Here is a 26383-nt window from a genome sequence, read left to right as displayed (position 1 = left end):
AAGCGGGAGCGGGCGACTCAGCCGACCTCGCGGCTGAAGCCCAGGAGGGCCTCGGCGATGCGGGCGTCCGCCTCCTCGTGGCTGATGGTCGCCTCGCCGTCGCCCGCCTGCGGCCCGTACCAGCCGAAGTCGGCGTGGTTGGCGCCGTCGATCTCGACGAGGTCGGCGGAGGAGGGCAGCCGGACGCTCGCGTCGGCGACCTTCTCCGGCGTGCTGAGCCCGTCCTCCGATCCGCTGACACTGAGGACGGGGAGCCCGGAGCCCGAGAGGTCGTTCGCGCAGTAGCTGCCGAGCAGCACCAGGCCCGCCACCGCCGGGTCCTCGGCCCACTGGCAGGCCTTCACGCCGCCGAGGGAGTGGCCGCCGACGAGCCAGCGGTCGACGCCCTCGGCCTGGCTGGTGAAGGTCTCGAGCGAGCGGAGATCGAAGAAGGCCAGGTGCAGGATCGGCCGCGTGATCACGACGGTCGCCCCGGCCTCGACCAACGGAGCCAGGGTCGCCTCGTAGGAGGAGGCGTCGACCTTCGCTCCGGGGATGAAGACCAGGCCCGTGTCGGCCAGCTCGCCGGTCGAGGTCGGCGTCATCACGAGCGCGTCGTCCGTGCGCTCGACCGCGATCGCCGGATCGGCGCGCACGCGGGCGAGGGCGTCCTCGTCGGGGCCGCTGACGATCGAGCTCCAGGTGAGGAAGCCGAGGACCGCGACTCCGAGGACTCCGCCGATGCTCGCGAGAACGACGCGGCGGCGCCTCATCGGGCTGCCGCGATCGCGTCGGCCGCCTGTACCAGGGCGAGGTGGGAGAGGGCCTGGGGAGTGTTCCCCGCGTGCCGACGGCCCTCGACGTCGTACTCCTCCGAGAGGAGGCCCACGTCGTTGCAGAGCCCGACGAGCCGGTCCATCAGGGTCCGCGCGTCGTCGATCCGGCCGGAGTCGGCGTACTGCCGGACGAGCCAGAAGGAGCAGGCGAGGAACGGGTGCTCGCCGCCGGCGAGGCCGTCGACCGAGGACTCGGTCCGGTAGCGGTGCAGCAGGCCGTCCTGCAGGAGCACGCGCTCCAGCTCGGCGACGGTGCCCAGCATCCGCGGGTCGTCGGCGGGGACGAAGCCGACCATCGGCAGCACGAGGAGCGACGCGTCGACCTCGGGCGAGCCGTAGGACTGCACGAAGTGGCCGCGCTCGGCGTCGAAGCCCTGGGCCTCGATCTCGGCGCGCACCTCGTCGCGGAGGCGCTCCCAGGTCTCGACCGGACCGGGCAGGCCGTTCTCGCGCACGGCGCGGACGCCCCGATCGAGCGCGGCCCAGATCATGACCCGCGAGTGCGTGAAGTGCCGCGGCTCGCCCCGGATCTCCCAGATGCCGTTGTCCGGCCGCTGCCAGTTGGTCTCGACGAAGCCCAGGAGCGCGCGCTGGAGCGGCCAGGAGAACTCCGTCTCGTCCACTCCGGCCACGCGGGCCTCGTGCAGAGCGACCATCACCTCGCCGATCACGTCCGCCTGGTACTGGTCGACGGCGGCGTTCCCGATCCGCACGGGGGAGGCGCCGTCGTAGCCGGGCAGGCTCGGCATCTCCCGCTCGGGCAGGTCGCGCTCGCCGGCGAGGCCGTACATGATCTGCACGTCCTCCGGCGCGCCCGCGACCGCGCGGAGCAGCCAGGCCCGCCACTTCTGCGCCTCCTGCTCGAACCCGTGCGCGAGCAGGGCCTGCAGGGTGAGCGAGGCGTCGCGGAGCCAGACGTAGCGGTAGTCCCAGTTGCGGGCGCCGCCGAACTGCTCCGGGAGCGAGGTGGTCGCCGCCGCGACGATGCCGCCGGTCTCGTCGTCGGTGAGGGCGCGGAGGGTCAGCAGCGAGCGGACGACGGCGTCGCGGTGCGGGCCGTCGTAGTCGATCGCCGACGCCCACTCGGACCACCAGGAGAGCGTGCGCTCCAGCGCGCGGTCGACGTCGAGGCGCTTCGGCGCCCGCTGGTGCGAGGGGAACCACGCCATCGAGAGGTCGACGACCGCGTCCGCGTCGACGTCGAACTCCGCCGCGTGGGCGTGGTCGACGGCCTTCAACCGCACTCCGCGCACCACGACCGCGTCGGGCCCGGCGACGGCGACGAGCAGCGGATCCTCGTCCGTCCCCTCCTGCCGCACCCACGGCATGGTGCGGGCGTAGTCGAAGCGGATGCGCAGCTCCTGCCGCATCCGGACGGTCCCCGACACTCCGCGCACCCGGCGCACCAGCTCGGCGCGCTCGTCGCGCAGCGGCATCACGTCGACCACCTCGACGACGCCGGTGGGAGTCGTCCACCGGGTGACCAGCGCGAGCGTGTCGCCGAGGTAGTGGCGCTCGCTCGTCGCCTCCCCGTCCACCGGCCGCAGCGACCAGCGCCCCTGGTCGTCGCCGCCGAGGAGGGCGCCGAAGACGGAGGCGGAGTCGAAGCGCGGCAGGCACAGCCAGTCGATCCCCCCGTCGCGGGAGACGAGAGCGGCCGTGCGGCAGTCGGAGAGGACGGCGTAGTCCTCGATCGGGGAGACCATGCGGCGATCCTCTCAGGTGCGGCTGTGGCCTCCCAGTCAAGGCGGAGCGGGGCTCTTCAGCGCCGCCGTAGGGTGAGCCGCATGGCACAGACCGTCTCGACCCTGCTCATCCTCGGAGCGACGGGGGACCTGTCCTCGCGGCTCCTCCTCCCCGCCGTCGGCCAGCTGCTGACCCGCGAGACCGACCGGCGGGTCCATCTCGTCGGCGCGGGACGCGAGGACTGGACCCAGGAGCACTGGCACGAGGTGCTGACCGCCTCCTTCGCCACCGTCGAGGCGCAGGGCGAGGGCGTGGACGCGCTCACCTCCGGCACGCGCTACCAGCAGATCGACGTCACCGATCCGGAGGCGCTCGCCGCACTGCTCGCGAGCTGCGACGGTCCGGTGGCGGTCTACTTCGCCCTCCCGCCGGCGATCGCGGCGAAGGCCTGCGAGGCGCTCGCCGCCCACGACCTGCCGGAGGGCACCGTGCTGGCGCTGGAGAAGCCGTTCGGGACCGACGAGGCGAGCGCACACGCCCTCAACCAGCGCCTCGCCGCGCTGGTCCCCGAGGACCGCATCCACCGCGTCGACCACTTCCTCGGCCGCGCGACCGTGATGAACGTGCTCGGCCTGCGCTTCGCGAACCGGATCCTCGAGCCGCTGTGGTCGGCCGAGCACATCGAGAGCGTCGAGATCGTCTACGACGAGCAGCTGGCCCTCGAGGGGCGGGCGAGCTACTACGACGGCGCGGGCGCGCTGACCGACATGATCCAGAGCCACCTGCTGCAGGTCCTCGCGGTGATCGCGATGGAGCCGCCGTCCTCGCTCGACGCGGCCGACCTCCGGGACGCGAAGTCGATCGTCCTGCGCGCCACCCGCCTGCACGGCGACGACCCCGCCGCGAGCTCGCGCCGCGCCCGCTACACGGCGGGGACGATCGACGGACGCGAGCTGCCCGCCTACGCGGACGAGAAGGGCGTGGACCCCGCTCGCCGGACCGAGACGCTGGCCGAGCTGGTCGTCGAGATCGACACCTGGCGCTGGGCAGGCGTGCCGTTCACCCTCCGCTCCGGCAAGGCGCTCGGGGAGCGGCGGCGCGAAGTGGTCATCCGCTTCAAGCCGGTGCCGCACCTGCCCCGCGGCTTCGTGGGCACCGAGGCGCCGTCCGTGCTGCGGCTGTTCCTCGCGCCCGACCAGATGTCGCTCGAGCTGAACATCAACGGCCCCGGCGACCCGTACACGCTCGAGCGCGCCTCGCTGGAGGCGACCTTCGGCGCGGGCGAGCTGCTGGCGTACGGCGAGGTCATCTCGGGGATCCTTGACGACGACCCGTCGCTCTCGGTCCGCGGGGACGCCGCCGAGGAGTGCTGGCGCATCGTGCAGCCCGCGATCGACGCGTGGCACGCGGATCGAGTGCCGCTCGACGAGTACCCGGCGGGCAGCGAGGGCCCCGGGAGCTGGCCGACGCTCTGAAGGGCGGCCGGGGGAGGGTCGGCTACGGGGGATCTCGGGACGGCGGCGGTGCCGCCTCCTCGATCAGCGGGAAGGGCGACGTCGCTCGTCGGGTCGGCCGGAGGGCGAGCCCGCCGGCTGACCGCTCGGGTCAGGAGCGGGTCGCGACGGGGGTGTCGACGGCGACGTCGGCGGGGGCCGGCTCCGCCCAGACGGCGATCGGCTTCGGCTCCCAGGTGAGGGCGGCCGGCTCCACCGGGGGAGTGGAGGCGCGCATCGCGGGGATCGCCTCGGTGACCGGGGACGACGTCCGCTCGGCGCCGGCGCGGAGCTGCTCCTCCTGGATGGCGGCGGAGAGCTCGTGGGCGAGGGAGCGCGCGAGCATCCCGTGGAAGATCGGGTCGCGGTCGTCGTGGCTGCGGCGCGTGACGACCCAGGCGCCCTCGGATCCGACGAAGGCCGCGAGGCGCTCGTGGACGACGGCGAAGAGCTCGTCCTGCGTGAGGACGGGGGCCTCCTCGACGACATCGGGGGCCGGCTTGCGACGCCTCAGACGAAACCTCATGACGAACCCCGTTTCCCGTGCCGGCAGCGACTGGGAACAGTGTCGCCGCCATCGGGTCGGGAGACCGGCTGACACGCCGCCCCGCGGGGAGGCGGCGCATCAGGAGGGCCTAGCGGTCGCCCTTCTTGCCGCGCTCCTCCTTGACGATCTCCTTCGAGTCGTAGGACACGGAGCCCAGGGCGACGGTGACCGAGATGGCCCAGCTGACCCACTGGAGGGCCAGGCGCCAGTCGCGCGGGCCCTTGCGCGTGGTCTGCAGGATCGACCAGCCGCCGACGATCGCGCTGATGACGCTGGAGTTGAGGATGAACTTGCGCATGCGTGTGCCTCCCGTGTTCACCCCGACGCTAGCGGGTGCGAAAGCTCTCAGAGGAACGCTTGACAGCACCGAGGGGTTGTCCCGCTACGGTGGACCGCCGCCGGGACCCGAATCCTCGAGCCGGGGCACGCCGAGGAGAACGGGAACGACATGCGCACGGCTGTGATCGGGGCGGTGCTGCTCGTCGTCGGGGCGGTGGCCGTCGTCACGGGGGTCCTCCCGATGGACGCGCTGGGCGAGCTGGTCGAGCGGACGGCGCCGATCCTCGGCTTCGTGGTCGCGGTGACCGTGGTCGCCGAGCTGGCCTCCGAGGCCGGCGTCTTCACCGTGGTCGCCGAGCGCTCCGCCGAGTGGGGCCGCGGGCGGACCGCGGTGCTCTGGCTGCTGGTGGTGGCGATGGCCGTCGTCAGCACGGTGTTCCTCTCGCTCGACACGACCGCCGTGCTCCTGACCCCGGTCGTGGTCCTGCTCGCGGCGCACGTGCGCGTCCCGCCCCTGCCGTTCGCGATGGCCACGGTCTGGCTGGCGAACTGCGCCTCCCTCCTCCTCCCCGTCTCGAACCTCACCAACCTGCTCGCGCAGCGGCGCCTGGGGGTCGAGGGCCCCTTCGCCTTCGCCGCGCTGACCGCGGTGCCCGCGCTCGTCGCGGCCGTCGTGCCCGTGCTGATCCTCGCGATCCGCTACCGGCGCGAGCTGGCCGGGCGCTACACCCCGGGGGAGCGGACGCCGGTGGAGGACCGGGTGCTGCTCATCGGCGCGGGGACCGTCGTGGCGCTGCTCCTGCCGGCGCTCGTCTCGGGCCTCGAGGTGTGGATCCCGGCGACGGTCGCCGCGGTCGCGCTGATCGTCCTCTTCGCGGTGCGCCGTCCCGCGGCGCTCACGCCCGCCCTCCTGCCGTGGCAGCTCGTCGTCTTCGCGGCGGGCCTCTTCGTGGCGATGGAGGCGGCGCACCAGCTCGGGCTGGGCGCGGCGCTCGCCGTGGTCGCGGGGGAGGGGAGCGGGACGCTCGACCTGCTGCGCCTCGCCGGCTCCGGCGCGGTCGCCTCCAACCTGGTCGACAACCTGCCCGCCTACCTCGCCCTCGAGCCCGCCGCGGCGGATCCGCTCCGCCTGGTCGCCCTGCTGATCGGCGTGAACGCCGGACCGTTGATCACCCCGTGGGCCTCGCTCGCCACCCTGCTCTGGCACCAGAGGCTGACCGCGCTGGGCGTGCACGTCTCGTGGCGCCAGTACGCGCTCCTCGGACTCGTCGCGGTCGTCCCGACGGTGGGCGGAGCGACGCTCGCCCTCGCCCTCGTGCAGGGCTGATCCCCCGTCCCCCGAGCGGGGCCGGCTGATAGCCTCGACGGGCACGACGACGGCTCGACCGACGAAAAGGGACCACCATTCCTCCGCACTCCGCCTCCGCCTCCTCCGCCGCTGACAGGACCGACGCCGGGACCTCGGGAGGAACCGAGCGCAACGCGTTCGTGGTCGTCTCGAACCGCCTCCCCGTGGACCGCGTCGTGGCCGAGGACGGCACCGCCTCCTGGAAGACCTCGCCCGGCGGGCTGGTCACCGCGCTCGAGCCCGTGATGCGTGCGAACGAGGGCGCCTGGGTCGGCTGGCCCGGCGTGGCCGACGAGGAGGTCGCCCCGTTCGTCGACAACGGCGTGCAGATCGTCCCGGTCGCCCTCAGTGCGCAGGAGCTCGAGGACTACTACGAGGGCTTCTCGAACGACACGCTCTGGCCGCTGTACCACGACGTGATCGCGCCCCCGACCTACCACCGCGACTGGTGGGACGCCTACGTGCGGGTCAACCAGCGCTTCGCCGAGGCGGCCGCGGCCGTGACGGAGGAGGACGGCGTGGTCTGGGTGCAGGACTACCAGCTCCAGCTCGTGCCCAAGATGCTGCGGGAGCTCCGGCCCGACGTCACGATCGGCTTCTTCAACCACATCCCGTTCCCGCCCTACGGGATCTTCGCGCAGCTCCCGTGGCGCCGGCAGATCGTCGAGGGCCTGCTCGGCGCCGACGTGATCGGCTTCCAGCGCCAGGGAGACGCGGGCAGCTTCCTCCGCGCGGTCCGGCGCCTGCTCGGCTACGACACCCGCAGCACGGTCGTCGAGGTCCCGGTCGAGGAGGAGGCCGTCGGCGGCACCCGCCGCGTCAACCGCTCGCGGCGCGGGGCGAGCGTGCGCCCGGTCGTCGCCCGGCACTTCCCGATCTCGATCGACTCCGCGTCGTTCGAGGCGATGGCGCGCACCCCCGAGATCCAGGCCCGCGCCGCCGAGATCCGCGCCGAGCTGGGCAACCCCGCGACGATCATGCTCGGCGTCGACCGGCTCGACTACACCAAGGGGATCGGCCACCGCCTGAAGGCCTTCGGCGAGCTCCTGGCGGACGGCCGCCTCACCTCCGAGGACGCGGTGCTGGTGCAGGTCGCGAGCCCGAGCCGCGAGCGCGTGGACACCTACCGGCAGCTGCGCGACGACATCGAGCTGCAGGTCGGCCGGATCAACGGCGACTACAGCACGCTCGGGCACCCGGCGATCAGCTACCTCCATCACGGCTACCCGCGCGAGGAGATGGTGGCGCTCTACCTCGCCGCCGACGTCATGCTCGTGACGGCGCTGCGCGACGGGATGAACCTCGTCGCGAAGGAGTACGTCGCGTCCCGCTTCGACAACGACGGCGTGCTCGTGCTGAGCGAGTTCGCCGGAGCGGCCGACGAGCTCAAGCAGGCCGTGCAGGTGAACCCGCACGACATCTCGGGGCTGAAGGACGCGATGGAGGCCTCGGCGCGGATGCCGCGCGTCGAGCGCACCCGGCGCATGCGCGCGCTCCGTCGCCGCGTGCTCGAGAACGACGTGGCGCGCTGGTCCGAGTCGTTCCTCTCCGCTCTCGCGGAGCACGCGGCCGGCCAGCAGCTCGACGTGCGGCCCGCCGCCCGCGGGCAGGAGGCGCCGCACGGCCAGGAGGCCGAGCACCGCGACGACGCGGCCCACGGACAGGCGGCCGAGCTCGAGCGGGAGGCCGCCGACGACCGCGAGCTCGACGGCGGCGCGCGATGAGCGAAGGAGTGCCCGAGCGGCTCGCGGCGGCGCTGCGGGAGCTCGCCGCGACCGAACGGCTCCTGGTGGCCCTCGACTTCGACGGCACCCTCGCGCCCGAGGTCGACGACCCCGCCCGCGCGCGGGCGCTCCCCGAGGCGCGCGAGGCCGTGCTGCGGCTCCTCGCCCTCCCCGGCACCCGGGTCGCGCTGGTCTCCGGCCGGGCGCTCGGGAGCCTGGAGGAGGTCTCGCAGCTGCCGGACGAGGCGCTGCTGGTCGGCTCCCACGGCATCGAGATCCGCCTCGACCCCGAGGAGGACGCGGTCCGGCTCGACGACGACGAGCTCGAGAAGGTGGGAGTGCTCGAGGACGTCCTGAAGGGCATCGCCCGCGGGATCGACAACGTCTGGATCGAGGACAAGCCCGCCGGCTTCGCCCTGCACACCCGCCTCGCGACCGAGCGCCACAGCCGCGTCGCCCACGTCGTAGCCCTCTCCGAGGCGCGCGCCGAGGTGCAGGGGGTCACCGTCCGCGAGGGCAAGAACGTCCTGGAGTTCTCGGTCCGCTCGACCACCAAGGGCGAGGCCGTGCAGCACCTCCGCCGCTACACCGGCGCGACCGCCGTGCTCTACGCGGGCGACGACGTGACGGACGAGGACGCCTTCGCGGTCCTCGGCTCCGGCGACGTCGGCATCAAGAGCGGCGAGGGCACCACCGCGGCCTCCTACCGGGTCCGCGGCCCCGAGCAGGTCGCGCACGCGCTCCGGCTGCTGGCCGACCTGCGCGCGGAGTAGCAGCTCCCTTCCGGCCGTCAGCGCCGGCCGCCCTCGCGGTGCGGCTCCGTCGACCCGCTGCGGACGGCCGTCCGCCGACGCGGGGAGCGGCCGTTCGCGACGGGTCGGAGATCCGCGGGGACGTCCGCATCCGGTGCCGCTGCCGGAGGCCGGGGCCGGGACGGGTGCGCGGGCCGGTCCTGGTCCGCCCGGCGAGCAGGGGCACCGCGCGCGAGGCGGTAGCCTCATCGCATGCCGGAAATCGATTGGAAGCCCCGCTCGCGCACCGTCACGGACGGCATCGAGGCCACGACGTCGCGCGGGATGCTGCGGGCGGTCGGGATGGGCGATGACGACTGGGAGAAGCCCCAGATCGGCATCGCGTCCTCGTGGAACGAGATCACCCCCTGCAACCTCTCGCTCGAGCGCCTCGCGCGCTCCGCGAAGGAGGGCGTGCACTCCGGCGGCGGCTACCCGCTCCAGTTCGGCACCATCTCCGTCTCGGACGGCATCTCGATGGGCCACGAGGGCATGCACTTCTCGCTCGTCTCCCGCGAGGTCATCGCCGACTCCGTCGAGACCGTGATGATGGCCGAGCGCCTGGACGGCACCGTCATGCTGGCCGGCTGCGACAAGTCGCTGCCCGGCATGCTGATGGCCGCGGCCCGCCTCGACCTCGCCGCCGTGTTCGTCTACGCCGGCTCGATCGCCCCGGGCTGGGTCAAGCTCTCGGACGGCACCGAGAAGGACATCACGATCATCGACTCCTTCGAGGCCGTCGGCGGCGTCAAGGCCGGGATCATGTCCGAGGAGGACGCCAAGCGCATCGAGTGCGCCTTCGCCCCGGGCGAGGGCTCCTGCGGCGGCATGTACACCGCAAACACCATGGCCAGCGTCGCCGAGGCGCTCGGCATGAGCCTGCCCGGCTCCGCCTCGCCCGCCGCCGCCGACCGCCGCCGCGACTACTTCGCCCGCAAGTCCGGCGAGGCCGTCGTCGAGCTGCTGCGCAACGGCACCACGGCCCGCGACATCCTCACCAAGGAGGCGTTCGAGAACGCGATCGCGGTGGCGATGGCCTTCGGCGGGTCGACCAACGTCATCCTGCACCTGCTCGCGATCGCCAACGAGGCCGAGGTCGACCTCACGATCGACGACTTCAACCGCATCGGCGACACGATCCCGCACATCGGCGACCTCAAGCCCTTCGGCAAGTACGTCATGAACGACGTCGACCGCCACGGCGGCGTCCCGGCCGTGATGAAGGCGCTCCTGGACGCCGGGCTGCTCCACGGCGACTGCCTGACGGTCACCGGGAGAACGGTCGCCGAGAACCTCGCCGCGATGGACATCGCACCGCTGGACGGCGAGGTCATCCGCACCCTCGACAACCCGATCCACGCGACCGGCGGGCTCACCATCCTCAAGGGCTCGCTCGCCCCCGAGGGCGCGGTCGTCAAGACCGCCGGCTTCGACGCCTCCGTCTTCGAGGGTCCGGCCCGCGTGTTCGAGCGCGAGCGCGCCGCGATGGACGCTCTGACCGAGGGCCGGATCGAGAAGGGCGACGTGGTGGTCATCCGCTACGAGGGCCCCAAGGGCGGTCCCGGCATGCGCGAGATGCTCGCCATCACCGCCGCCATCAAGGGGGCCGGGCTCGGAAAAGATGTACTACTGTTGACGGACGGACGATTCTCAGGCGGCACAACCGGCCTGTGCATCGGCCACATAGCTCCCGAATCGGTGGACGCAGGTCCCATCGCATTCGTTCGCGACGGAGACCCGATTCGGGTCGACATCGCCGCTCGCTCGATCGACCTACTCGTCGACGAGTCCGAGCTCGCCGCCCGCCGAGAAGGCTGGGCCCCTCTCCCTCCGCGCTACACCCGCGGTGTCCTCGCCAAGTACGCCAAGCTCGTCCGCTCGGCAGCCGAGGGCGCCGTCACCGGGTGACCCGGCCCGCTCCGGCCGGCCGCGCACTCGCGTTCCCGGGCACTCGCCTCCGGCTCTGCCCGCCGCCGCACCACCTCCTGAAGGAATCGACACCCGCATGACTCCGGATCCGTCCGCCGTGCAGCCCGCACCGACGCCCCAGCCACCCCGACCCGCCTCCGCTCCCGGGGCCGCCCCCGCGGCCGAGGTCCTCACCGGAGCGCAGGCGGTCGTCCGCTCGCTCGAGATGCTCGGGATCGAGGACGTCTTCGGCCTGCCCGGCGGCGCGATCCTCCCGGTCTACGACCCGCTGATGGACTCCTCGAAGATCCGGCACATCCTGGTCCGCCACGAGCAGGGCGCCGGCCACGCCGCCGAGGGCTACGCCTCGGCGACCGGCAGGCTCGGCGTCTGCATCGCGACCTCGGGCCCCGGAGCGACCAACCTGGTCACCGCGATCGCGGACGCCTACATGGACTCCGTCCCGATGCTCGCGATCACCGGCCAGGTGTTCTCGACGCTCATGGGGACCGACGCGTTCCAGGAGGCGGACATCGTCGGCATCACGATGCCGATCACGAAGCACTCCATCCTCGTGACGCGTCCCGAGGACATCCCCTCGGCCCTCGCCTCCGCCGCGCTGATCGCCACCACCGGCCGCCCCGGCCCCGTGCTGGTCGACATCACGAAGGACGCGCAGCAGGACCAGGCGCCGTTCCTCTGGCCGCCGAAGATCGACCTGCCCGGCTACCGTCCGGTCACGAAGGCCCACGGCAAGCAGATCCAGGCCGCGGCCCAGCTGCTGGTCGAGTCGCGGAAGCCGGTGCTCTACGTGGGCGGCGGCATCATCCGCGCCCGCGCGGCCGCCGAGCTGAAGGCGTTCGCCGAGGCCTGCGGCGCCCCCGTGGTGACCACGCTGATGGCGCGCGGAGCGTTCCCGGACTCGCACGAGCAGCACCTGGGCATGCCCGGCATGCACGGCACCGTCCCCGCGGTGCTCGCGCTGCAGGAGGCGGACCTGATCCTCGCGCTGGGCTCGCGCTTCGACGACCGCGTGACCGGCAAGGCGGCGCTCTTCGCGCCCCACGCCAAGGTCGTGCACGTCGACATCGACCCGGCCGAGATCTCCAAGATCCGCACCGCCGACGTGCCGATCGTGGGCGACCTCAAGGACGTCCTCCCGGACCTCACCGACGCGTTCGCCAAGGCCTCCGCCGACGGCCGCGCCGACACCTCCGAGTGGTGGAGCTACCTCAAGGGCCTGCAGACGGAGTTCCCGCTCGGCTACACCGAGCCGAACGACGGCCTGCTCTCGCCGCAGTACGTCATCAAGCGCATCGGCGAGATCACCGGCCCCGAGGGCGTCTTCGCCTCCGGCGTCGGCCAGCACCAGATGTGGGCGGCGCAGTTCATCAAGTACGAGCGCCCCAACTCGTGGCTGAACTCCGGCGGCGCCGGCACCATGGGCTACTCCGTGCCCGCGGCGATGGGCGCCAAGGTCGGCGAGCCCGAGCGCACCGTGTGGGCGATCGACGGCGACGGCTGCTTCCAGATGACCAATCAGGAGCTCGCCACCTGCACGATCAACGACATCCCGATCAAGGTCGCGGTGATCAACAACTCCTCGCTCGGCATGGTGCGCCAGTGGCAGACCTTGTTCTACGAGGGCCGCTACTCCAACACCGACCTCAACACGGGTCACGACACCGTCCGGGTGCCCGACTTCGTGAAGCTCGCCGACGCCTACGGCGCGCTCGGCATCCGCGTCACGAAGCCGGAGGAGATCGACGACGCCATCCGTCTCGCCATCGCCACCAACGACCGGCCCGTGGTCATCGACTTCGTCGTCAGCCGCGACTCCATGGTCTGGCCGATGGTCCCGCAGGGCGTGTCCAACAGCTACGTCCAGTACGCCCGAGACCACAGCCCGACCTGGGACGACGAGGAGTAGACCCGCATGACGCACCACGTTCTCTCCCTGCTCGTCGAGGACAAGCCGGGACTGCTCACCCGTGTCGCCGGGCTGTTCGCCCGCCGCGGCTTCAACATCGAGTCGCTGGCGGTCGGTCCGACCGAGCTGGCCGGGCTCTCGCGCATCACGGTCGCCGTGGACGTCGAGGACCTGCCGCTCGAGCAGGTCACGAAGCAGCTCAACAAGCTCGTCAACGTGATCAAGATCGTCGAGCTCGACACCGACCAGTCGGTCCAGCGCGAGCACCTGCTCGTCAAGGTCCGCGTCGACAACGTCACGCGCTCGCAGGTGCTCGAGGCCGTCACGCTCTTCCGCGCCCGCGTGGTCGACGTCGCGACGGACGCCCTGGTGATCGAGGTCACCGGCGACACCGGCAAGACCAACGCGTTCCTGCGGGTGATCGAGCCCTACGGCATCAAGGAGATCGCGCAGTCGGGCCTGCTCGCCATCGGGCGCGGCTCCAAGTCGATCACCGAGCGCGTCTTCAAGAACTGACCGCGAACTCTCCACTACAGAAAAGGACTCACCACGTGACCGAGCTCATCTACGACGCCGACGCCGACCTCTCCATCATCCAGTCCAAGAAGGTCGCGATCGTCGGCTACGGCTCGCAGGGCCACGCGCACGCGCAGAACCTCCGCGACTCCGGCGTCCAGGTCGTCATCGCGCTGAAGGAGGGGTCGAAGTCGACCGCCAAGGCCGAGGACGACGGCTTCGAGGTCAAGAGCGTCGCCGACGCCGCGGCCTGGGCCGACCTGATCATGATCCTCGCGCCGGACCAGCACCAGCGCGCGATCTACAGCGAGCAGATCGCGTCCGCGCTGACCGAGGGCAAGACCCTCGCCTTCGCGCACGGCTTCAACATCCGCTTCGGCTACATCGAGGCGCCCGCGGGCGTCGACGTCATCCTCATCGCGCCGAAGGCCCCCGGCCACACCGTGCGCCGCGAGTTCGTCGCCGGCCGCGGCATCCCGGACATCATCGCCGTCGAGAACGACGCGACCGGCACCGCCTGGGAGACCGCGAAGTCCTACGCGAAGGCCATCGGCGGCACCCGCGCCGGCGTCATCAAGACCACCTTCACCGAGGAGACCGAGACCGACCTGTTCGGCGAGCAGGCCGTCCTCTGCGGCGGCACCTCGCAGCTCGTCCAGTACGGCTTCGAGACCCTCGTCGAGGCCGGCTACCAGCCCGAGATCGCCTACTTCGAGGTGCTGCACGAGCTCAAGCTCATCGTCGACCTCATGTGGGAGGGCGGCATCGCCAAGCAGCGCTGGAGCGTCTCCGACACCGCCGAGTACGGCGACTACGTCTCCGGCCCGCGCGTCATCGACCCGCGCGTGAAGGAGAACATGAAGGCCGTCCTCGGCGACATCCAGAGCGGCGCCTTCGCGAAGCGCTTCATCGGCGACCAGGACGCGGGCGGACCCGAGTTCCAGGAGCTGCGCGCCAAGGGCGAGAAGCACCCGATCGAGGAGACCGGCCGCGAGCTGCGCAAGCTCTTCGCCTGGAAGCAGACCGACGAGGACTACACCGACGGCAGCGTCGCGCGCTAGTCGCACCGCGTCGACCGGGGGAGCCCCGGCCCGACGAGGGACCCGTCCACCGGGATCCCCTCGCCGGGCCGGGGCTCCTCCGCGTCCGGGGCGCGACTACCGCTCGAGCTCGCGGACGAGACGGCGGAGACCGCCCTTCGGCGGGACGAGGACGGGGTCCGGCCACCGGGGCGAGAGGTGGTCGCCGAGCGTGACCCGGCGCAGCTTGCGGCCGACGAGGGGGAGGACCCAGTCGGCGGCCCAGCGGCGCTGCTCGCGCAGCCGCGCGCGGAGGCGGAGCGGCTCGGGGGCGTCCCAGGGCCCGGTCGAGATCGTGTGCGGCACGCCGAGCGTGTCGAGCACTCGGCCGGCCAGGACGCGGTGCCCGCGCTTGGAGAGGTGCATCCGGTCGGGCGACCAGAGCACGGGGGAGTGGAACTCCCGCATCGCCCAGTAGTCGACGAGGATCGCGCCCCGCTCGCGGGCGATCCGGCGGACGGCGCTGTTGTAGAGGTGGTTGCGGCGCAGGAACATCCGCGGGGCGGGCAGTCCCGGGATGTCGACGCCGGTGAAGAGCACGAGGGAGGCGCCGGTGGTCGCGAGCGCGTCGACGAGCGCCTCGTAGCGGGTGATCAGATCGACGGTGTCGGTGCCGAGGTCGAGGATGTCGTTGCCGCCGGCGTACAGCGTGATCAGGGTGGGGCGGAGCGCGAGGGCGGGCGCGAGCTGGTCCTCGGTGATCTGGGCGAGGCGCTTCGAGCGGACGGCGAGGTTCGCGTACTCCCAGCCCGGCTCGGCCTTCGCCAGGCGCTCGGCGACGCGGTCGGCCCAGCCGCGCACTCCGTTCGGCAGGCGCGGGTGCGGGTCGCCGACCCCCTCCGTGAAGGAGTCGCCGAGGGCGACGAAGCGGCGGCGGCGGTCGTCCATCCGTTCAGCCTCGCCCCCGGGGGAGGACGCGGGGTGTCCGCCGGGTGTCGGGGAGGCGGCGGCGGGCTCCGAGCCTCCTGCGAGGTGCGCGCGGCTAGGGTGTTGCGGTGATCGATGGTGGACCGGGCCGCTCCCCGGAGGACGACGACGCGGCGACCCCGCCGGTGGACCGCGGGCCGGACGCCGGCCCGGAGGACGACGCCGACGACGAGGCCCTGGAGTGGGCGGGCGAGGGCGCGGACCCGACGCTCGCCGCGGGGACGGCGCGCGTGCGCCGGACGCCCCGCGCGGTCGCGGGGGCGGGCCCGGCGGACGACGGCTCGGACGACGACGACCCCGAGGTCGAGGACCCCGCCGACGAGGCCGCGTCCTCGTCCGCTCTGCTGATCGCCGCGGGCATCGCGGCCGGCCTCTACCTCCTGTACGCCATCGCCTGGGCGATCACGGCGACGCGGCAGTCGCCGGTCGCCACGGCCGGCTTCGCGGGCGATGCGCTCGGCGGCGCCCTCTACTCGCTCGGGCTCTGGCTGGCGGTCCTGGCGCCGCCGGTGTGGTTCGCCGTGGCGCTCCTCGCCACCCGCGACGCCCGGGTGCGCATCCGCGTGCTCTGGCTGGTCGCCGGACTCGTCCTCCTCGCTCCGCTGCCGTTCCTGAAGGGGGCCTGATGACCGACTCGACCCGGGCCACCCTCGGCGGGACCGGCCGGCGCGACCGGCCCGGCCGGCGCCTGGCCGCCTCCGTCCTCGCCGCCGTGGTGTTCGCGCTCTTCTTCGCCTGGGACGTCTGGGAGGCGGTCGGCAACCTGATCGGCCTGCGCAGCTACGCGGCCTCCCTCGGCACCGATCTGAATCCGACGGGCTGGGCGGTGCTCCTGCTCGGCCTGGTGCTGCCGGTCGCCTGCTTCGTCGCCGCCGTCCTGCTCGGGCGCCGCCGGGGGCTCCCGGCGCTCGTCGGACTGCTCGCGGCGGCCCTCTGCCTCTCGGCGGCGCTCTCGCTCGACGTGCAGCTCGTCCTCGGCGTCGAGAGCCTGGTCTCGCTGAGCTGACCGGCGGCGTCACACGGCGCGGGGCGCGCCCACCCCTCCGCTACAGTGTCGGGGGGCTGCCGACGCCCCCGCCTCGGTGCCCGCTCCGTCCCCTCTCCGAAGGAAGCGCCTCTCGTGACAAAGCCGGTCGTCCTGATCGCCGAAGAACTCTCGCCCGCCACCGTGGACGCGCTCGGTCCCGACTTCGAGATCCGCTCCGTGGACGGCACCGACCGCCCGGCGCTGCTCGAGGCCCTCGCCACGGCGCACGCGATCCTCGTGCGCTCCGCGACGCAGGTCGACGCGGAGGCGATCGCCGCGGCCCCCTCGCTCCAGGTGATCGCCCGCGCCGGTGTGGGTCTGGACAACGTCGACATCACCGCCGCGACCGCTGCGGGCGTCATGGTCGTGAACGCGCCGACCTCGAACATCATCTCGGCCGCCGAGCTCACCGTCGGCCACATCCTGAGCCTCGCCCGCCACATCCCCGCCGCGCACAGCGCGCTCGCGCAGGGCCTCTGGAAGCGCTCGAAGTACACGGGCGTCGAGCTCTACGAGAAGACCGTCGGCATCATCGGCCTCGGTCGCATCGGCGCGCTGATCACCGCGCGCCTGCAGGCCTTCGGCGTGAACGTCGTCGCCTACGACCCCTACGTGACCAGCGCCCGCGCGCAGCAGCTCGGCGTCACGCTCCTCTCCCTGGAGGAGCTGCTGGCCGAGAGCGACTTCATCACGATCCACATGCCGAGGACCCCCGAGACGACCGGCATGATCTCGGACGATCAGCTGGCGCTGATGAAGCCGTCGGCGTTCATCGTGAACGTGGCCCGCGGCGGCCTCATCGACGAGGACGCGCTGCACCGCGCGCTCGTCGCGAAGACCATCGCCGGCGCCGGGCTCGACGTGTTCGTCAAGGAGCCGCCGACCGGATCGCCGCTGCTCGCCCTCGAGAACGTGGTCGTCACTCCGCACCTCGGAGCCTCGACCGACGAGGCGCAGGAGAAGGCCGGTGTCTCGGTCGCCCGCTCGGTGCGCCTCGCGCTCTCGGGCGAGCTCGTGCCGGACGCCGTGAACGTCGCCGGCGGCGTGATCGACGAGTACGTGCGCCCCGGCATCCCGCTGGTCGAGAAGCTCGGCCAGGTCTTCTCGGGCCTCGCGGACTCGCCGGTCACCTCCATCGACGTCGAGGTGCGCGGCGAGCTCGCCGGCTACGACGTGAAGGTCCTCAAGCTGGCGGCTCTCAAGGGCGTGTTCACCAACGTGGTCTCGGAGACGGTGTCCTACGTCAACGCGCCGGTGCTCGCGGAGCAGCGCGGCATCGAGGTGCGCCTGATCACGGAGCCGGTCTCGGACGAGTACCGCAACGTGATCACGCTGCGCGGCGCGCTCTCGGACGGCTCGCAGATCTCGGTCTCGGGCACGCTGACCGGCACCAAGCAGGTCGAGAAGATCGTGGCGATCAACGGCTACGACGTCGAGGTCCCCCTCGCGAAGCACCTCGTCGTCATGAGCTACGTCGACCGCCCCGGGATCGTCGCGGTCTACGGCCGCGAGTTCGGCGACGCCGCGGTCAACATCGCGGGCATGCAGATCGCGCGCACCGAGGCGGGCGGCAAGGCGCTCTCGGTGATCACCATCGACTCTCCCGCCCCCGACGGCCTGCTCGAGAAGGTCCGCGTCGCGATCGACGCCGACCTCATGCAGGAGATCGACATCACCGAGCAGTGAGCACGCGGCGGTTCGCTCAGGTCGACGTCTTCGGCGCCGCGCCGTTCCGGGGCAACCCGGTGGCGGTCGTCGTCGACGGCGACGGCGTGGGCGACGCCGCGATGGCGGAGTTCGCGCGCTGGACGAACCTCTCCGAGACGACCTTCCTCCTCCGCCCGAGCGACCCCGCGGCCGACTACCGGCTGCGGATCTTCACGCCGGGCGGGGAGCTGCCCTTCGCCGGGCACCCGACCCTCGGGAGCGCGCACGCCTGGCTCGCGGCCGGAGGGACGGCCCGCGCGGCGGGGGAGCTCGTGCAGGAGTGCGCCGCGGGTCTCGTCCGACTGCGGGTGACGGAGGAGGGCATCGCCTTCGCCGCCCCGCCCCGCCGGCGGACCGGACCGGTCGACGAGGCGACGCTCGAGCGGGTGGCTGCGGCTCTGCGGATCCCGCGCGCCGAGATCCTCGACCACGAGTGGGTCGACAACGGTCCCGGCTGGCTGGCCGTGCGGCTCGCGTCGGCGGAGCAGGTCCTCGCGCTGCGGCCGGACCAGGCTCTCCTCGCCGGGCTCCCCGTCGGCGTCGTGGGCGAGCATCCGGCGGGAGGCGAGTGCGCGGTCGAGGTGCGGGCGTTCATCCCCGACGCCGGTGTGTCCGAGGATCCGGTGACGGGGAGCCTCAACGCGGGGATCGCCCAGTGGCTGATCGGCAGCGGCGTGCTGCCCGAGCGCTACACGGCCGCTCAGGGGGCGGCGCTGGGCCGAGCCGGGCGCGTGCGCGTCGAGAGCACGGACGGCGCGATCTGGATCGGCGGCGCGACGGTGACCCTGATCGACGGCGTCGTCGAGCTGTAGCGGGTCCGCCGGGGCGGCGCGGTTCAGCTCCCGAGGAGGCGCTGGACGACCGCGAGGACGTCCTCGGCCTCGCCGCGCGACTGCGAGCCCGTGGGGAGCAGGGCGGAGTTGTAGTAGAGCCCGTCGCTCATCAGGACGATCGCCCGGGCGACGAGCGGGTCGCCCACGGCGTCGGCGACCACCTCGTTCCAGCTGTCGTGGATCCGCGCGAGGCCCCCGCTGGCGCGCTCGTCGTGCCCCTGCGCGATGCGCGACACGGCGAGGATCGTGCGGTCGAAGGCCGAGTCGGCGGCGAAGGAGGTGCGCAGCAGGTAGGCGACCACGCCCTCGGGAGCAGCGAGGCTCTGCGCGACGTCCGCCTCCCGCCGCGCGTCGAGGCGCTGCAGGAGCCCGTCGACGAGGGCGTCCTTCGAGGGGAAGTGGTAGAGCAGCCCGCCCTTGGAGACTCCGGCCTCGCGGGCGACGGCGTCGAGGGTCGCGGCGCGCTCGCCCTGCTCGATGAGGAGCTGCTCGAACGCGTCGAGGACGCGGTCGCGGGCGGGGGCAGGAGGCACGGCGACCATCCTACGGCGGATCAGTGGCGACTGTACCGGCTGGACGGTATACTCTCTCCGTTCTCCTCTGAAAGGTCGTCCCCGTGTCCGCGCGCACCGCTCCCGTCTCCACCCACGACACCGCCGGCGCCGCCGACCGGGTCGGGCGACGCGCCTGGGTGGCGCTCGCGGTGCTGATGCTCCCGGTGCTGCTGGTCTCGGTCGACAACACGGTGCTGAACTTCGCGCTCCCCTCGATCGCCGAGGATCTGGGCCCCTCCGGCACCGAGCTGCTGTGGATCGTCGACGCCTACCCGCTGGTGCTCGCGGGCCTGCTGGTGGCGATGGGCAGTCTCGGCGACCGCGTCGGGCGGCGGCGCCTCCTGCTGGTCGGCGCGGTCGGCTTCGCCGCCGTCTCGGTCGTGGCCGCGTTCGCTCCCACCGCCGCGGCGCTCATCGGCGCCCGCGCGGCACTGGGCTTCTTCGGCGCGATGCTGATGCCCTCGACGCTCTCGCTCCTGCGCAGCGTCTTCCCCGACCGCGACCAGCGCCGCCTCGCGATCGCGATCTGGGCGACCGGCTTTGCCGTGGGCTCGGGCATCGGCCCGCTGGTCGGCGGCGTGCTGCTCGAGCACTTCCCCTGGGGGTCGGTGTTCCTGCTCGCGGTGCCCGTGCTGCTCCCGCTGGTCGTCCTGGTGCCGATCCTGGTGCCGGAGTCGCGCGACCCGCAGCCCGGCCCGGTCGACGTGGTCAGCATCCTGCTGTCGCTGGCGACCATGGCGCCGGTCGTCTACGCGGTGAAGTCCTTCGCCGAGCACGGGATCGACGCGGTCGGCGTCGCGGCGCTCGTCGTGGGCGTCGTCTCGGGAGTTCTGTTCGTCCGCCGCCAGCAGCGCCGGGCCTCGCCGATGCTCGATCTCTCGCTCTTCCGCCGCGGCTCGTTCAGTGCGGCGATCGTGGTCAACCTCCTCAGCGTCACCGCGCTGGTCGGCGGGCTCTTCTTCCTCTCGCAGCACCTGCAGCTCGTGGTCGGGCTCTCGCCCCTGGAGGCGGGCCTCGTGCTCGTGCCGGGCCTCGCCGTGATGATCCTGGCCGGGCTCGGCGTGGTGCCGATCGCGCGCCGCGTCGCTCCGCGCCTCGTCGTCCCGGCCGGACTGCTGGTCTCGGCCGTCGGGTACATCCTGCTGGCCCTCGGCAGCGGGGCGCCCGGAGGAGCGTCCGCGCTCACCGTCGCCGTCGCCTTCGCGTTCCTCGGCCTGGGCATCGGTGCGGCCGAGACGGTGTCGAACGAGTTGATCCTGGCCAACGCGCCCGCCGACAAGGCCGGTGCGGCCTCCGCCGTCTCCGAGACCGCCTACGAGCTCGGTGCCGTCCTCGGCACCGCGACGCTCGGCACGGTCCTCACCGCCGTGTACCGCGGGGGAGTCGTGCTGCCCGAGGGCCTCGACGCCGCGCAGGCGCAGCGGGCCGGGGAGACCCTCGGCGGCGCCGTCTCGGTCGCCGGCGAGCTGCCCGCCGACTCCGCCGCGAGCCTCGTCGCGTCGGCGAGCGCGGCGTTCGACTCGGGCGTCGGCTGGTCGGCCTGGCTCGGTGTCGTCCTCGTGCTGGCCGCCGCCGCGGTCGGCGCCTGGCGACTCCGCCGGAGCTGACGCTCCTCCTCTCCTCCCGAGGGAGGCCGCCCGGGACGCGCAGCGCCTCCCGGGCGGCCCTCGCCAGCCCGACGGGGGGCGCGTGCCCCGGACCGCGGCGCGGGCGGGCCGCGAGTACGCTGGGGGGACTCCGACCCCGTACGCCTGAGGACCGCCATGCCCCGCACCGTGAAGCTCGCCGTCATCCCCGGAGACGGGATCGGGCCCGAGGTGACCGCCGAGGCCGTCAAGGTCCTCGACGCCGTCACCGCCGACTCCGACCTGGTGCTCGAGACGACCACCTTCTCGCTCGGCGCCGCCCGCTACCTCGAGACCGGCGACGTCCTCACCGACGAGGACCTCGCGGCGATCGCGGGGCACGACGCGATCCTCCTGGGCGCCGTCGGCGGAGCACCGGGCGACCCGCGCCTCCGGGACGCGAACATCGAGCGCGGGCTGCTCCTGCGGCTGCGCTTCGAGCTCGACCACTACGTCAACCTGCGGCCCACCCGTCTCTACGCGGGCGTCCCCTCGCCGCTCGCGGCTCCCGGGGAGGTCGACTTCGTGGTCGTCCGCGAGGGCACGGAGGGCCCCTACGTCGGCACCGGCGGCTCGATCCGGCAGGGCACCCCGCACGAGGTCGCCAACGAGGTGTCGGTCAACACCGCCTACGGGGTCGAGCGCGTCGTCCGCCACGCGTTCGAGCTCGCCCGCGCGCGGCGCTCCCGGCTGACGCTCGTGCACAAGACGAACGTCCTCGTCTTCTCCGGCTCCCTCTGGAAGCGGATCCTCGACGAGGTGGGGGCCGCCTTCGAGGACGTGGCCGTCGACTACCTCCACGTGGACGCCGCCACGATCTTCCTCGTGACCGACCCTGCTAGGTTCGACGTCATCGTCACCGACAACCTCTTCGGCGACATCCTGACCGATCTGGCCGGCGCGATCAGCGGCGGCATCGGACTCGCGGCCTCGGGCAACATCAACCCCGACGGCGCGTTCCCCAGCATGTTCGAGCCGGTCCACGGGTCCGCGCCCGACATCGCCGGACGGCAGCTCGCCGACCCGACCGCCGCGATCCTCTCGGCGGCGATGCTGCTGGACCACCTCGGCCGGAGCGACGAGGCCGCGCGCGTCACCGCAGCCGTGACCGCCGACATCGAGTCGCGCGACGGCACCCCGCGCTCCACGGCCGCGATCGGCGACTCCGTCGTCGCCCGCCTCCGCTGATCCCCCGCAGAAGGACACCACCACGATGAGCACCGACTCCGCCCCCGCCGACCTCGCCTTCGAGGTGACCGCCGCCCCCGCGCCCCGCTCCGCCGAGGAGCGCGCCCGGATCCTCGCGAATCCCGGCTTCGGCATGCACTTCACCGACCACATGGTCGGCCTCCGCTGGACCCGCACGGACGGCTGGCACAGCGCCCGCGTCGAGCCCTACGGCCCGCTCGCGCTCGACCCCGCCGCCGCCGTCCTGCACTACGCGCAGGAGATCTTCGAGGGGATGAAGGCCTACCGCCACGAGGACGGCTCCGTCTGGACCTTCCGCCCGGAGGCGAACGCGCGCCGCCTGCAGCGCTCGGCCCGCCGCCTCGCGCTGCCGGAGCTCCCGACGGACCTCTTCGTCGAGTCGCTGCGGCAGCTGATCGCGGTCGACGGCGACTGGGTCCCCTCGGAGCCGGAGACCAGCCTCTACCTGCGCCCGTTCATGTTCGCGCAGGAGGCGTTCCTCGGCGTGCGCGCGGCCGAGGACGTCGGCTACTACGTGATCGCCAGCCCCGCCGGCGCCTACTTCTCGGGCGGGGTCGCCCCCGTGTCGATCTGGCTCTCCACTTCCTACGCCCGGGCGGGCAAGGGCGGCACGGGAGCGGCGAAGACGGGCGGCAACTACGCCTCCTCCCTCCTTCCGCAGCAGGAGGCCTACAGCCACGGCTGCGCGCAGGTCCTCTTCCTCGACTCGCAGGAGTCGCAGTGGATCGAGGAGCTCGGCGGCATGAACGTGGTGCTGGTGAAGAAGGACGGCACGCTGGTCACCCCGGAATCGGACTCCATCCTCGAGGGCATCACGCGCGACAGCGTCCTGCAGCTCGCCGAGGACCGCGGCCACCGCGTCGAGCGGCGCCGCGTGAGCATCGACGAGTGGCGCGACGGGGTGGCCTCCGGCGACGTGGTCGAGGTGTTCGCCTGCGGGACCGCCGCCGTGATCACCCCGATCGCCGAGCTCAAGGGCGAGGGCTTCTCCGTCGGCCGCGAGGGCGCGCCCGCCGGGGAGCTCACGATGTCGCTCCGCGAGGAGCTGACCGGCATCCAGTACGGACGCCGCGAGGACACGCACGGATGGATGACGAGGCTGGACGCATGAAGATCGCACGATTCGCCACGCAGCGCGACGGGGACAACGGGGGAGCGATCCACTTCGGGATCGTGGACGAGGACGACCTGGTCGTGCTCGCCGGCGACCCGATGTTCGCCGGGTTCGACACCACGGGGGAGCGCATCCCGATCGCGGAGGCGAAGCTCCTCGCGCCGGTGATCCCGCGCTCCAAGGTCGTCGGCATCGGGAAGAACTACGCCGACCACGCGGCCGAGATGGGCGGCGACGCCCCGGCGGAGCCGCTGGTGTTCCTCAAGCCGAACACGTCGGTCATCGGCCCGGACGAGGCGATCGTCCTCCCCGAGGACAGCCAGCAGGTGGAGTTCGAGGGCGAGTTGGCGATCGTGATCGGCGCCGTGGCCCGCAACGTCCGCGCGGAGGACTACGAGGACGTGGTCTTCGGGTACACGATCGCCAACGACGTCACCGCGCGCGACCTCCAGCGCTCCGACGGCCAGTGGGCGCGGGCGAAGGGCTACGACACCTTCTGCCCGCTCGGTCCGGTCATCGAGACCGAGTTCGTCTGGAACGAGAGCGCGATCGAGACGCGCGTCAACGGGCGCGTGCAGCAGTCGGGCAGCACCGGCGACATGATCCACGGGGTGCCCGAGCTCGTGGCCTACGTCTCGCGCATCTTCACGCTCCTCCCCGGGGACGTGATCCTCACCGGGACGCCCGCCGGCGTCGGGCCGATCGCGAACGGGGACACCGTCGCGGTGGACGTCGAGGGCATCGGCACGCTGTTCAACCCGGTGGTCGTCCGGCGCTGAGCCCGGGCCCTCCTCCGCGGAGGGACGAGCGCCTCCGGCCCGCAAGGATCCTCGGATCCGGCGGGCCGGACGCGTCCGAGCGGGACGTCAGTCGGCGCTCGCCGGGTCGCTGCCGACCGCGCCCTCGGTCTCGTCCGGCAGGTCGGCGTCGCCGGAGACGGTGTCCCCTCCGCTGTCGCCGTCGGTCACGGCGTCCGTGACACCGCGGTCGATCGCGGTGCCCCCGGGAACGGCCCCCGCTGCGGAGGCGTCGGCCGCGTCCTCGCCGGGCAGCACCGTCTGCGCGCCGCCGGTGTTCGGGGCGGCGTCGCCGCCGGATCCGGGAAGGTCCTCGTTCACGTTCTGGTCGGCCATGTCGGCTCCTCTCGTCGGGGCTCCAGCCCAGCACGCGACGGGCCCCTCCGCAGGACGTTGACAGCGCGGGGGCGAGGGGGCAGAGGCGGGCCGCGAGGCCGGGCGACGCGCCTTCACCGTGCTCCCCGGCGCTGTCAAGCGGACTGCCTCCGAGGCCGTCTGGTCGTAGCGTCGAGCTATGAACTCCTCCCGCACCGACTCCGTCAGCCGCATCGCCCGGGAGGACTTCGGCTGGTCGTCGCTGCTCCCCGGTCAGCGCGAGGCGATCGAGTCGGCGGCCTCCGGGCGCGACACGCTGCTGGTGCTGGCGACGGGCGGCGGCAAGTCCGCGGTCTACCAGATCGCCGGAGCCGAGCGCGGCGGCGTCGTCCTGGTCGTCTCCCCGCTCGTCGCCCTGCAGGCCGACCAGCTCGCCGCGATCGAGGCGGCTCCGGCGGCCGCGCCCGCCGTCGCGATCAACTCCTCCCAGGGCGCCGCGGCCGTCGCCCGCGCCTGGGACCGGATCGACGAGGGCGGCCCGCTCTACGTGCTCCTGGCGCCCGAGCAGCTCGCCAAGTCCGAGAACGTGGCGCGCCTGGCGGCCGCGGGAGTGTCGCTCCTGGTCGTCGACGAGGCGCACTGCGTCTCATCCTGGGGCCACGACTTCCGCCCCGACTACCTCCGCCTGGCCGATGTGCGCGGCGAGCTCGGCGACCCGCCGGTGCTCGCGATGACCGCCACCGCCTCCGGGCCGGTGCGCGACGAGATCATCGAGCGCCTCCGGATGACCGACCCCGAGATCCAGGTGCACGGCGTCGACCGTCCGGAGATCCGGCTGGTGGTGCACCGCCACGAGAGCGAGAACGAGAAGCGCGCCGCCGTGGTCGAGGAGGCCCGCAGCTGGACGGCTCCGGGCCTGGTCTACGTCGCCACCCGCAAGGAGACGGAGGCCTACGCGGCCGACATCGCGGCGGAGGGGCGCCGGGTCGCGGCGTACCACGCCGGACTCAAGGTGTCCGAGCGCAAGGTCGTGCACGAGCAGTGGCGCGCCGGCGAGCTCGACGTCGTCGTCGCGACCTCGGCCTTCGGGATGGGCATCGACCGGGCCGACGTCCGCTTCGTGCTGCACGCGACGACCACCGAGTCGCTCGACGCCTACTACCAGGAGATCGGCCGCGCGGGCCGCGACGGCGAGCCGGCCACGGGCGCGCTGCACTACCGCGCCGAGGATCTGGGTCTCCGCCGCTTCTTCGCCAAGCGCTCGGTCGACAAGGCCGCGCTGCGCGTGATCTGGGCGGCCGTCTCGGAGCAGCCGGGGCTCGACTCCGCGGCTCTCGCGAAGGAGCTGGGGAAGCCGGCCCGCACGATCGTCCGGATCGTCAACGATCTCGCGGACGCGGGGCTGGTGGAGACCGGCTCCGGTCTGCGCGGGACGCGCGAGGCCTCCGGCGACGAGGCCGTGCACGCGGTGAAGGAGGCTCTGGCCTCCCGCGAGCGGATCGCGGAGTCGCGCCTGTCGATGATGCGCGCGTACGCGGAGACCAGCCAGTGCCGCCGCCGAGTCCTGCTGGACTACTTCGGCGTGGAGTCGGCCGAGTGGTGCGGCAACTGCGACGGCTGCGAGCGGCACGAGGCGAGCGGCGAGACCGTCGAGGCGCCCGTGGACGCCCCTCTGAGCGTCGACGAGTCGGTGGAGCACCGCGAGTGGGGCGCCGGCACCGTGATGAGCGTGGAGGCCGACCGGGCGACGATCTTCTTCGAGTCCGAGGGCTACAAGGTGCTGTCGTTCCAGGCGCTCGAGTCCGGCGTCCTGCGCGAGCGCGAGCACGCCTCCGCCTGACCCCGGCTCTCCGCGCCGGCCGATCGCCGCTCGCGGGACGCCGCTCCGGTACGACAGGCACGGCGTGCCGTGCACCGGAGCGGCGTCCCGCGGAGGGGGTCAGACCTTCGAGACGGCCGAGCTCACGTCGGTGGGCTTCTCGTAGTCGCCGTCCGGGATCGCACGGAGGGCCTCGAGGACGTCGCCGTCCGCGCCCTCCTTCTCCGCGGTCTCGACGATCGTGTCCTTCGAGGCGGGGTAGTCGATGCCCGAGAGGTACTTCTGGATCTGGATCGGGTTGGGTGCGTCCATCGTGCTGTCCTTTCGTCGCCTTGCTGAG

At 73.0% G+C, this 26383-nt stretch carries 25 protein-coding genes; 17 read left to right on the top strand and 8 right to left on the bottom strand.

Annotation, left to right across the window (positions count from 1 at the left end; translation table 11 throughout):
* Positions 1-17: 17 nt before the first annotated feature.
* Both C5C37_RS00630 and C5C37_RS00625 read right to left on the bottom strand, forming a co-directional pair.
* Positions 18-752: an alpha/beta hydrolase gene (locus tag C5C37_RS00630; protein ID WP_104338262.1), complete on the bottom strand. Its 735-nt coding sequence runs from the start codon at positions 750-752 to the stop codon at positions 18-20.
* Positions 749-2521: a glycoside hydrolase family 15 protein gene (locus C5C37_RS00625; RefSeq protein WP_104223549.1), complete on the bottom strand. Its 1773-nt coding sequence runs from the start codon at positions 2519-2521 to the stop codon at positions 749-751. Before C5C37_RS00625 ends, C5C37_RS00630 begins: the two co-directional genes overlap by 4 nt.
* An 81-nt stretch (positions 2522-2602) precedes the next feature.
* On the opposite strand from C5C37_RS00625, the gene C5C37_RS00620 reads away from it, so the two are divergent.
* Positions 2603-3976 (top strand): glucose-6-phosphate dehydrogenase, encoded by a 1374-nt coding sequence (locus C5C37_RS00620; protein WP_181127335.1) that lies wholly within the window; start codon positions 2603-2605, stop codon positions 3974-3976.
* A gap of 130 nt (positions 3977-4106) precedes the next feature.
* Here the strand turns inward: C5C37_RS00620 and C5C37_RS00615 are convergent, their stop codons facing one another.
* Together C5C37_RS00615 and C5C37_RS00610 are read right to left on the bottom strand one after the other, a co-directional pair.
* Positions 4107-4520 (bottom strand): hypothetical protein, encoded by a 414-nt coding sequence (locus C5C37_RS00615; protein ID WP_104338261.1) that lies wholly within the window; start codon positions 4518-4520, stop codon positions 4107-4109.
* Between the two features lie 109 nt (positions 4521-4629).
* Positions 4630-4839: a hypothetical protein gene (locus C5C37_RS00610; protein WP_104323738.1), complete on the bottom strand. Its 210-nt coding sequence runs from the start codon at positions 4837-4839 to the stop codon at positions 4630-4632.
* 150 nt (positions 4840-4989) lie between these two features.
* On the opposite strand from C5C37_RS00610, the gene C5C37_RS00605 reads away from it, so the two are divergent.
* From C5C37_RS00605 to ilvC, 7 genes are all read left to right on the top strand, one after another.
* Positions 4990-6147, top strand: a complete 1158-nt coding sequence (locus C5C37_RS00605) for an SLC13 family permease (RefSeq protein WP_104338260.1) — start codon at positions 4990-4992, stop codon at positions 6145-6147.
* 161 nt (positions 6148-6308) lie between these two features.
* Positions 6309-7892, top strand: coding sequence for a trehalose-6-phosphate synthase (locus C5C37_RS00600; RefSeq protein WP_104250140.1), 1584 nt, complete (start codon positions 6309-6311; stop codon positions 7890-7892).
* Positions 7889-8665: a trehalose-phosphatase gene (gene otsB / locus C5C37_RS00595; RefSeq protein WP_104262689.1), complete on the top strand. Its 777-nt coding sequence runs from the start codon at positions 7889-7891 to the stop codon at positions 8663-8665. Before C5C37_RS00600 ends, otsB begins: the two co-directional genes overlap by 4 nt.
* A gap of 231 nt (positions 8666-8896) precedes the next feature.
* Positions 8897-10591, top strand: coding sequence for a dihydroxy-acid dehydratase (gene ilvD, locus C5C37_RS00590; protein ID WP_104233215.1), 1695 nt, complete (start codon positions 8897-8899; stop codon positions 10589-10591).
* A 97-nt stretch (positions 10592-10688) separates the two neighbouring features.
* Positions 10689-12521: an acetolactate synthase large subunit gene (locus C5C37_RS00585; protein WP_104268713.1), complete on the top strand. Its 1833-nt coding sequence runs from the start codon at positions 10689-10691 to the stop codon at positions 12519-12521.
* Between the two features lie 6 nt (positions 12522-12527).
* The gene (ilvN, locus tag C5C37_RS00580) at positions 12528-13037 is read left to right on the top strand and encodes an acetolactate synthase small subunit (protein WP_104223540.1); all 510 of its coding nucleotides are present in this window, start codon (positions 12528-12530) and stop codon (positions 13035-13037) included.
* A 35-nt stretch (positions 13038-13072) separates the two neighbouring features.
* Positions 13073-14098: a ketol-acid reductoisomerase gene (ilvC, locus tag C5C37_RS00575; RefSeq protein WP_104223539.1), complete on the top strand. Its 1026-nt coding sequence runs from the start codon at positions 13073-13075 to the stop codon at positions 14096-14098.
* A 96-nt stretch (positions 14099-14194) separates the two neighbouring features.
* On the opposite strand, the gene C5C37_RS00570 is transcribed toward ilvC, so the two are convergent.
* On the bottom strand, positions 14195-15004 hold the full coding sequence (locus C5C37_RS00570; RefSeq protein ID WP_104223538.1) for an SGNH/GDSL hydrolase family protein: 810 nt from the start codon (positions 15002-15004) through the stop codon (positions 14195-14197).
* 107 nt (positions 15005-15111) lie between these two features.
* Here C5C37_RS00570 and C5C37_RS00565 point away from each other — a divergent pair, with 107 nt between their 5' ends.
* The 4 genes from C5C37_RS00565 to C5C37_RS00550 all read left to right on the top strand — a co-directional run bounded on the left by C5C37_RS00565 (position 15112) and on the right by C5C37_RS00550 (position 18589).
* The gene (locus C5C37_RS00565; protein ID WP_104272733.1) at positions 15112-15669 is read left to right on the top strand and encodes a hypothetical protein; all 558 of its coding nucleotides are present in this window, start codon (positions 15112-15114) and stop codon (positions 15667-15669) included.
* Entirely contained in the window at positions 15669-16049 is a 381-nt protein-coding gene (locus C5C37_RS00560; protein WP_104319217.1) for a hypothetical protein, read from the top strand. The genes C5C37_RS00565 and C5C37_RS00560 overlap by 1 nt, the downstream gene beginning before the upstream one ends.
* 114 nt (positions 16050-16163) lie before the next feature.
* Entirely contained in the window at positions 16164-17756 is a 1593-nt protein-coding gene (serA, locus tag C5C37_RS00555) for a phosphoglycerate dehydrogenase (RefSeq protein WP_104223535.1), read from the top strand.
* Complete coding sequence (locus tag C5C37_RS00550; protein ID WP_104268716.1) at positions 17753-18589, top strand: PhzF family phenazine biosynthesis protein; 837 nt, start codon at positions 17753-17755, stop codon at positions 18587-18589. Before serA ends, C5C37_RS00550 begins: the two co-directional genes overlap by 4 nt.
* Before the next feature lie 23 nt (positions 18590-18612).
* Here C5C37_RS00550 and C5C37_RS00545 read toward each other — a convergent pair whose 3' ends face one another.
* Positions 18613-19152, bottom strand: coding sequence for a TetR/AcrR family transcriptional regulator (locus C5C37_RS00545; protein ID WP_208543367.1), 540 nt, complete (start codon positions 19150-19152; stop codon positions 18613-18615).
* 74 nt (positions 19153-19226) lie between these two features.
* Between C5C37_RS00545 and C5C37_RS00540 the strand changes: the two genes are divergently transcribed.
* The 4 genes from C5C37_RS00540 (at position 19227) to C5C37_RS00525 (ending at position 23891) form a co-directional block, all read left to right on the top strand.
* Positions 19227-20771: an MFS transporter gene (locus C5C37_RS00540; protein ID WP_258059394.1), complete on the top strand. Its 1545-nt coding sequence runs from the start codon at positions 19227-19229 to the stop codon at positions 20769-20771.
* Positions 20772-20927: 156 nt separating this feature from the next.
* On the top strand, positions 20928-21977 hold the full coding sequence (locus tag C5C37_RS00535; protein WP_104338259.1) for a 3-isopropylmalate dehydrogenase: 1050 nt from the start codon (positions 20928-20930) through the stop codon (positions 21975-21977).
* Positions 21978-22002: 25 nt separating this feature from the next.
* Positions 22003-23109 carry a branched-chain amino acid aminotransferase gene (locus tag C5C37_RS00530; protein ID WP_104226252.1) on the top strand — a complete coding sequence of 369 codons (1107 nt, stop codon included), beginning with the start codon at positions 22003-22005 and terminating at the stop codon, positions 23107-23109.
* The gene (locus C5C37_RS00525; RefSeq protein WP_104233223.1) at positions 23106-23891 is read left to right on the top strand and encodes a fumarylacetoacetate hydrolase family protein; all 786 of its coding nucleotides are present in this window, start codon (positions 23106-23108) and stop codon (positions 23889-23891) included. Before C5C37_RS00530 ends, C5C37_RS00525 begins: the two co-directional genes overlap by 4 nt.
* An 87-nt stretch (positions 23892-23978) precedes the next feature.
* Here C5C37_RS00525 and C5C37_RS00520 read toward each other — a convergent pair whose 3' ends face one another.
* On the bottom strand, positions 23979-24245 hold the full coding sequence (locus C5C37_RS00520) for a hypothetical protein (RefSeq protein WP_104274355.1): 267 nt from the start codon (positions 24243-24245) through the stop codon (positions 23979-23981).
* A 178-nt stretch (positions 24246-24423) separates the two neighbouring features.
* Between C5C37_RS00520 and C5C37_RS00515 the strand changes: the two genes are divergently transcribed.
* A complete protein-coding gene (locus C5C37_RS00515; protein WP_104338258.1) occupies positions 24424-26064 on the top strand; it encodes a RecQ family ATP-dependent DNA helicase in 1641 nt (546 codons plus the stop codon).
* A gap of 99 nt (positions 26065-26163) precedes the next feature.
* Here the strand turns inward: C5C37_RS00515 and C5C37_RS00510 are convergent, their stop codons facing one another.
* Positions 26164-26355, bottom strand: coding sequence for a DUF2795 domain-containing protein (locus C5C37_RS00510; protein WP_104223528.1), 192 nt, complete (start codon positions 26353-26355; stop codon positions 26164-26166).
* Positions 26356-26383: the final 28 nt, after the last annotated feature.

It is taken from the genome of Rathayibacter sp. AY1F9 (genome assembly GCF_002932155.1).
In the GTDB taxonomy this organism is placed as follows: domain Bacteria; phylum Actinomycetota; class Actinomycetes; order Actinomycetales; family Microbacteriaceae; genus Rathayibacter.
This window is presented reverse-complemented; position numbering and strand designations above follow the sequence as displayed.

What these genes read in the sequence shown, in the direction of transcription:
- C5C37_RS00520 (WP_104274355.1), bottom strand. Translation starts at nt 24,245, where the DNA reads ATGGCCGACCAGAACGTGAACGAGGACCTTCCCGGATCCGGCGGCGAC.
- C5C37_RS00535 (WP_104338259.1), top strand. Translation starts at nt 20,928, where the DNA reads ATGCCCCGCACCGTGAAGCTCGCCGTCATCCCCGGAGACGGGATCGGG.
- C5C37_RS00605 (WP_104338260.1), top strand. Translation starts at nt 4,990, where the DNA reads ATGCGCACGGCTGTGATCGGGGCGGTGCTGCTCGTCGTCGGGGCGGTG.
- C5C37_RS00525 (WP_104233223.1), top strand. Translation starts at nt 23,106, where the DNA reads ATGAAGATCGCACGATTCGCCACGCAGCGCGACGGGGACAACGGGGGA.
- C5C37_RS00620 (WP_181127335.1), top strand. Translation starts at nt 2,603, where the DNA reads ATGGCACAGACCGTCTCGACCCTGCTCATCCTCGGAGCGACGGGGGAC.
- C5C37_RS00515 (WP_104338258.1), top strand. Translation starts at nt 24,424, where the DNA reads ATGAACTCCTCCCGCACCGACTCCGTCAGCCGCATCGCCCGGGAGGAC.
- ilvD (WP_104233215.1), top strand. Translation starts at nt 8,897, where the DNA reads ATGCCGGAAATCGATTGGAAGCCCCGCTCGCGCACCGTCACGGACGGC.
- C5C37_RS00625 (WP_104223549.1), bottom strand. Translation starts at nt 2,521, where the DNA reads ATGGTCTCCCCGATCGAGGACTACGCCGTCCTCTCCGACTGCCGCACG.
- ilvN (WP_104223540.1), top strand. Translation starts at nt 12,528, where the DNA reads ATGACGCACCACGTTCTCTCCCTGCTCGTCGAGGACAAGCCGGGACTG.
- C5C37_RS00585 (WP_104268713.1), top strand. Translation starts at nt 10,689, where the DNA reads ATGACTCCGGATCCGTCCGCCGTGCAGCCCGCACCGACGCCCCAGCCA.
- otsB (WP_104262689.1), top strand. Translation starts at nt 7,889, where the DNA reads ATGAGCGAAGGAGTGCCCGAGCGGCTCGCGGCGGCGCTGCGGGAGCTC.
- C5C37_RS00545 (WP_208543367.1), bottom strand. Translation starts at nt 19,152, where the DNA reads ATGGTCGCCGTGCCTCCTGCCCCCGCCCGCGACCGCGTCCTCGACGCG.
- C5C37_RS00560 (WP_104319217.1), top strand. Translation starts at nt 15,669, where the DNA reads ATGACCGACTCGACCCGGGCCACCCTCGGCGGGACCGGCCGGCGCGAC.
- C5C37_RS00510 (WP_104223528.1), bottom strand. Translation starts at nt 26,355, where the DNA reads ATGGACGCACCCAACCCGATCCAGATCCAGAAGTACCTCTCGGGCATC.
- C5C37_RS00530 (WP_104226252.1), top strand. Translation starts at nt 22,003, where the DNA reads ATGAGCACCGACTCCGCCCCCGCCGACCTCGCCTTCGAGGTGACCGCC.
- C5C37_RS00615 (WP_104338261.1), bottom strand. Translation starts at nt 4,520, where the DNA reads ATGAGGTTTCGTCTGAGGCGTCGCAAGCCGGCCCCCGATGTCGTCGAG.
- C5C37_RS00570 (WP_104223538.1), bottom strand. Translation starts at nt 15,004, where the DNA reads ATGGACGACCGCCGCCGCCGCTTCGTCGCCCTCGGCGACTCCTTCACG.
- C5C37_RS00610 (WP_104323738.1), bottom strand. Translation starts at nt 4,839, where the DNA reads ATGCGCAAGTTCATCCTCAACTCCAGCGTCATCAGCGCGATCGTCGGC.
- C5C37_RS00630 (WP_104338262.1), bottom strand. Translation starts at nt 752, where the DNA reads ATGAGGCGCCGCCGCGTCGTTCTCGCGAGCATCGGCGGAGTCCTCGGA.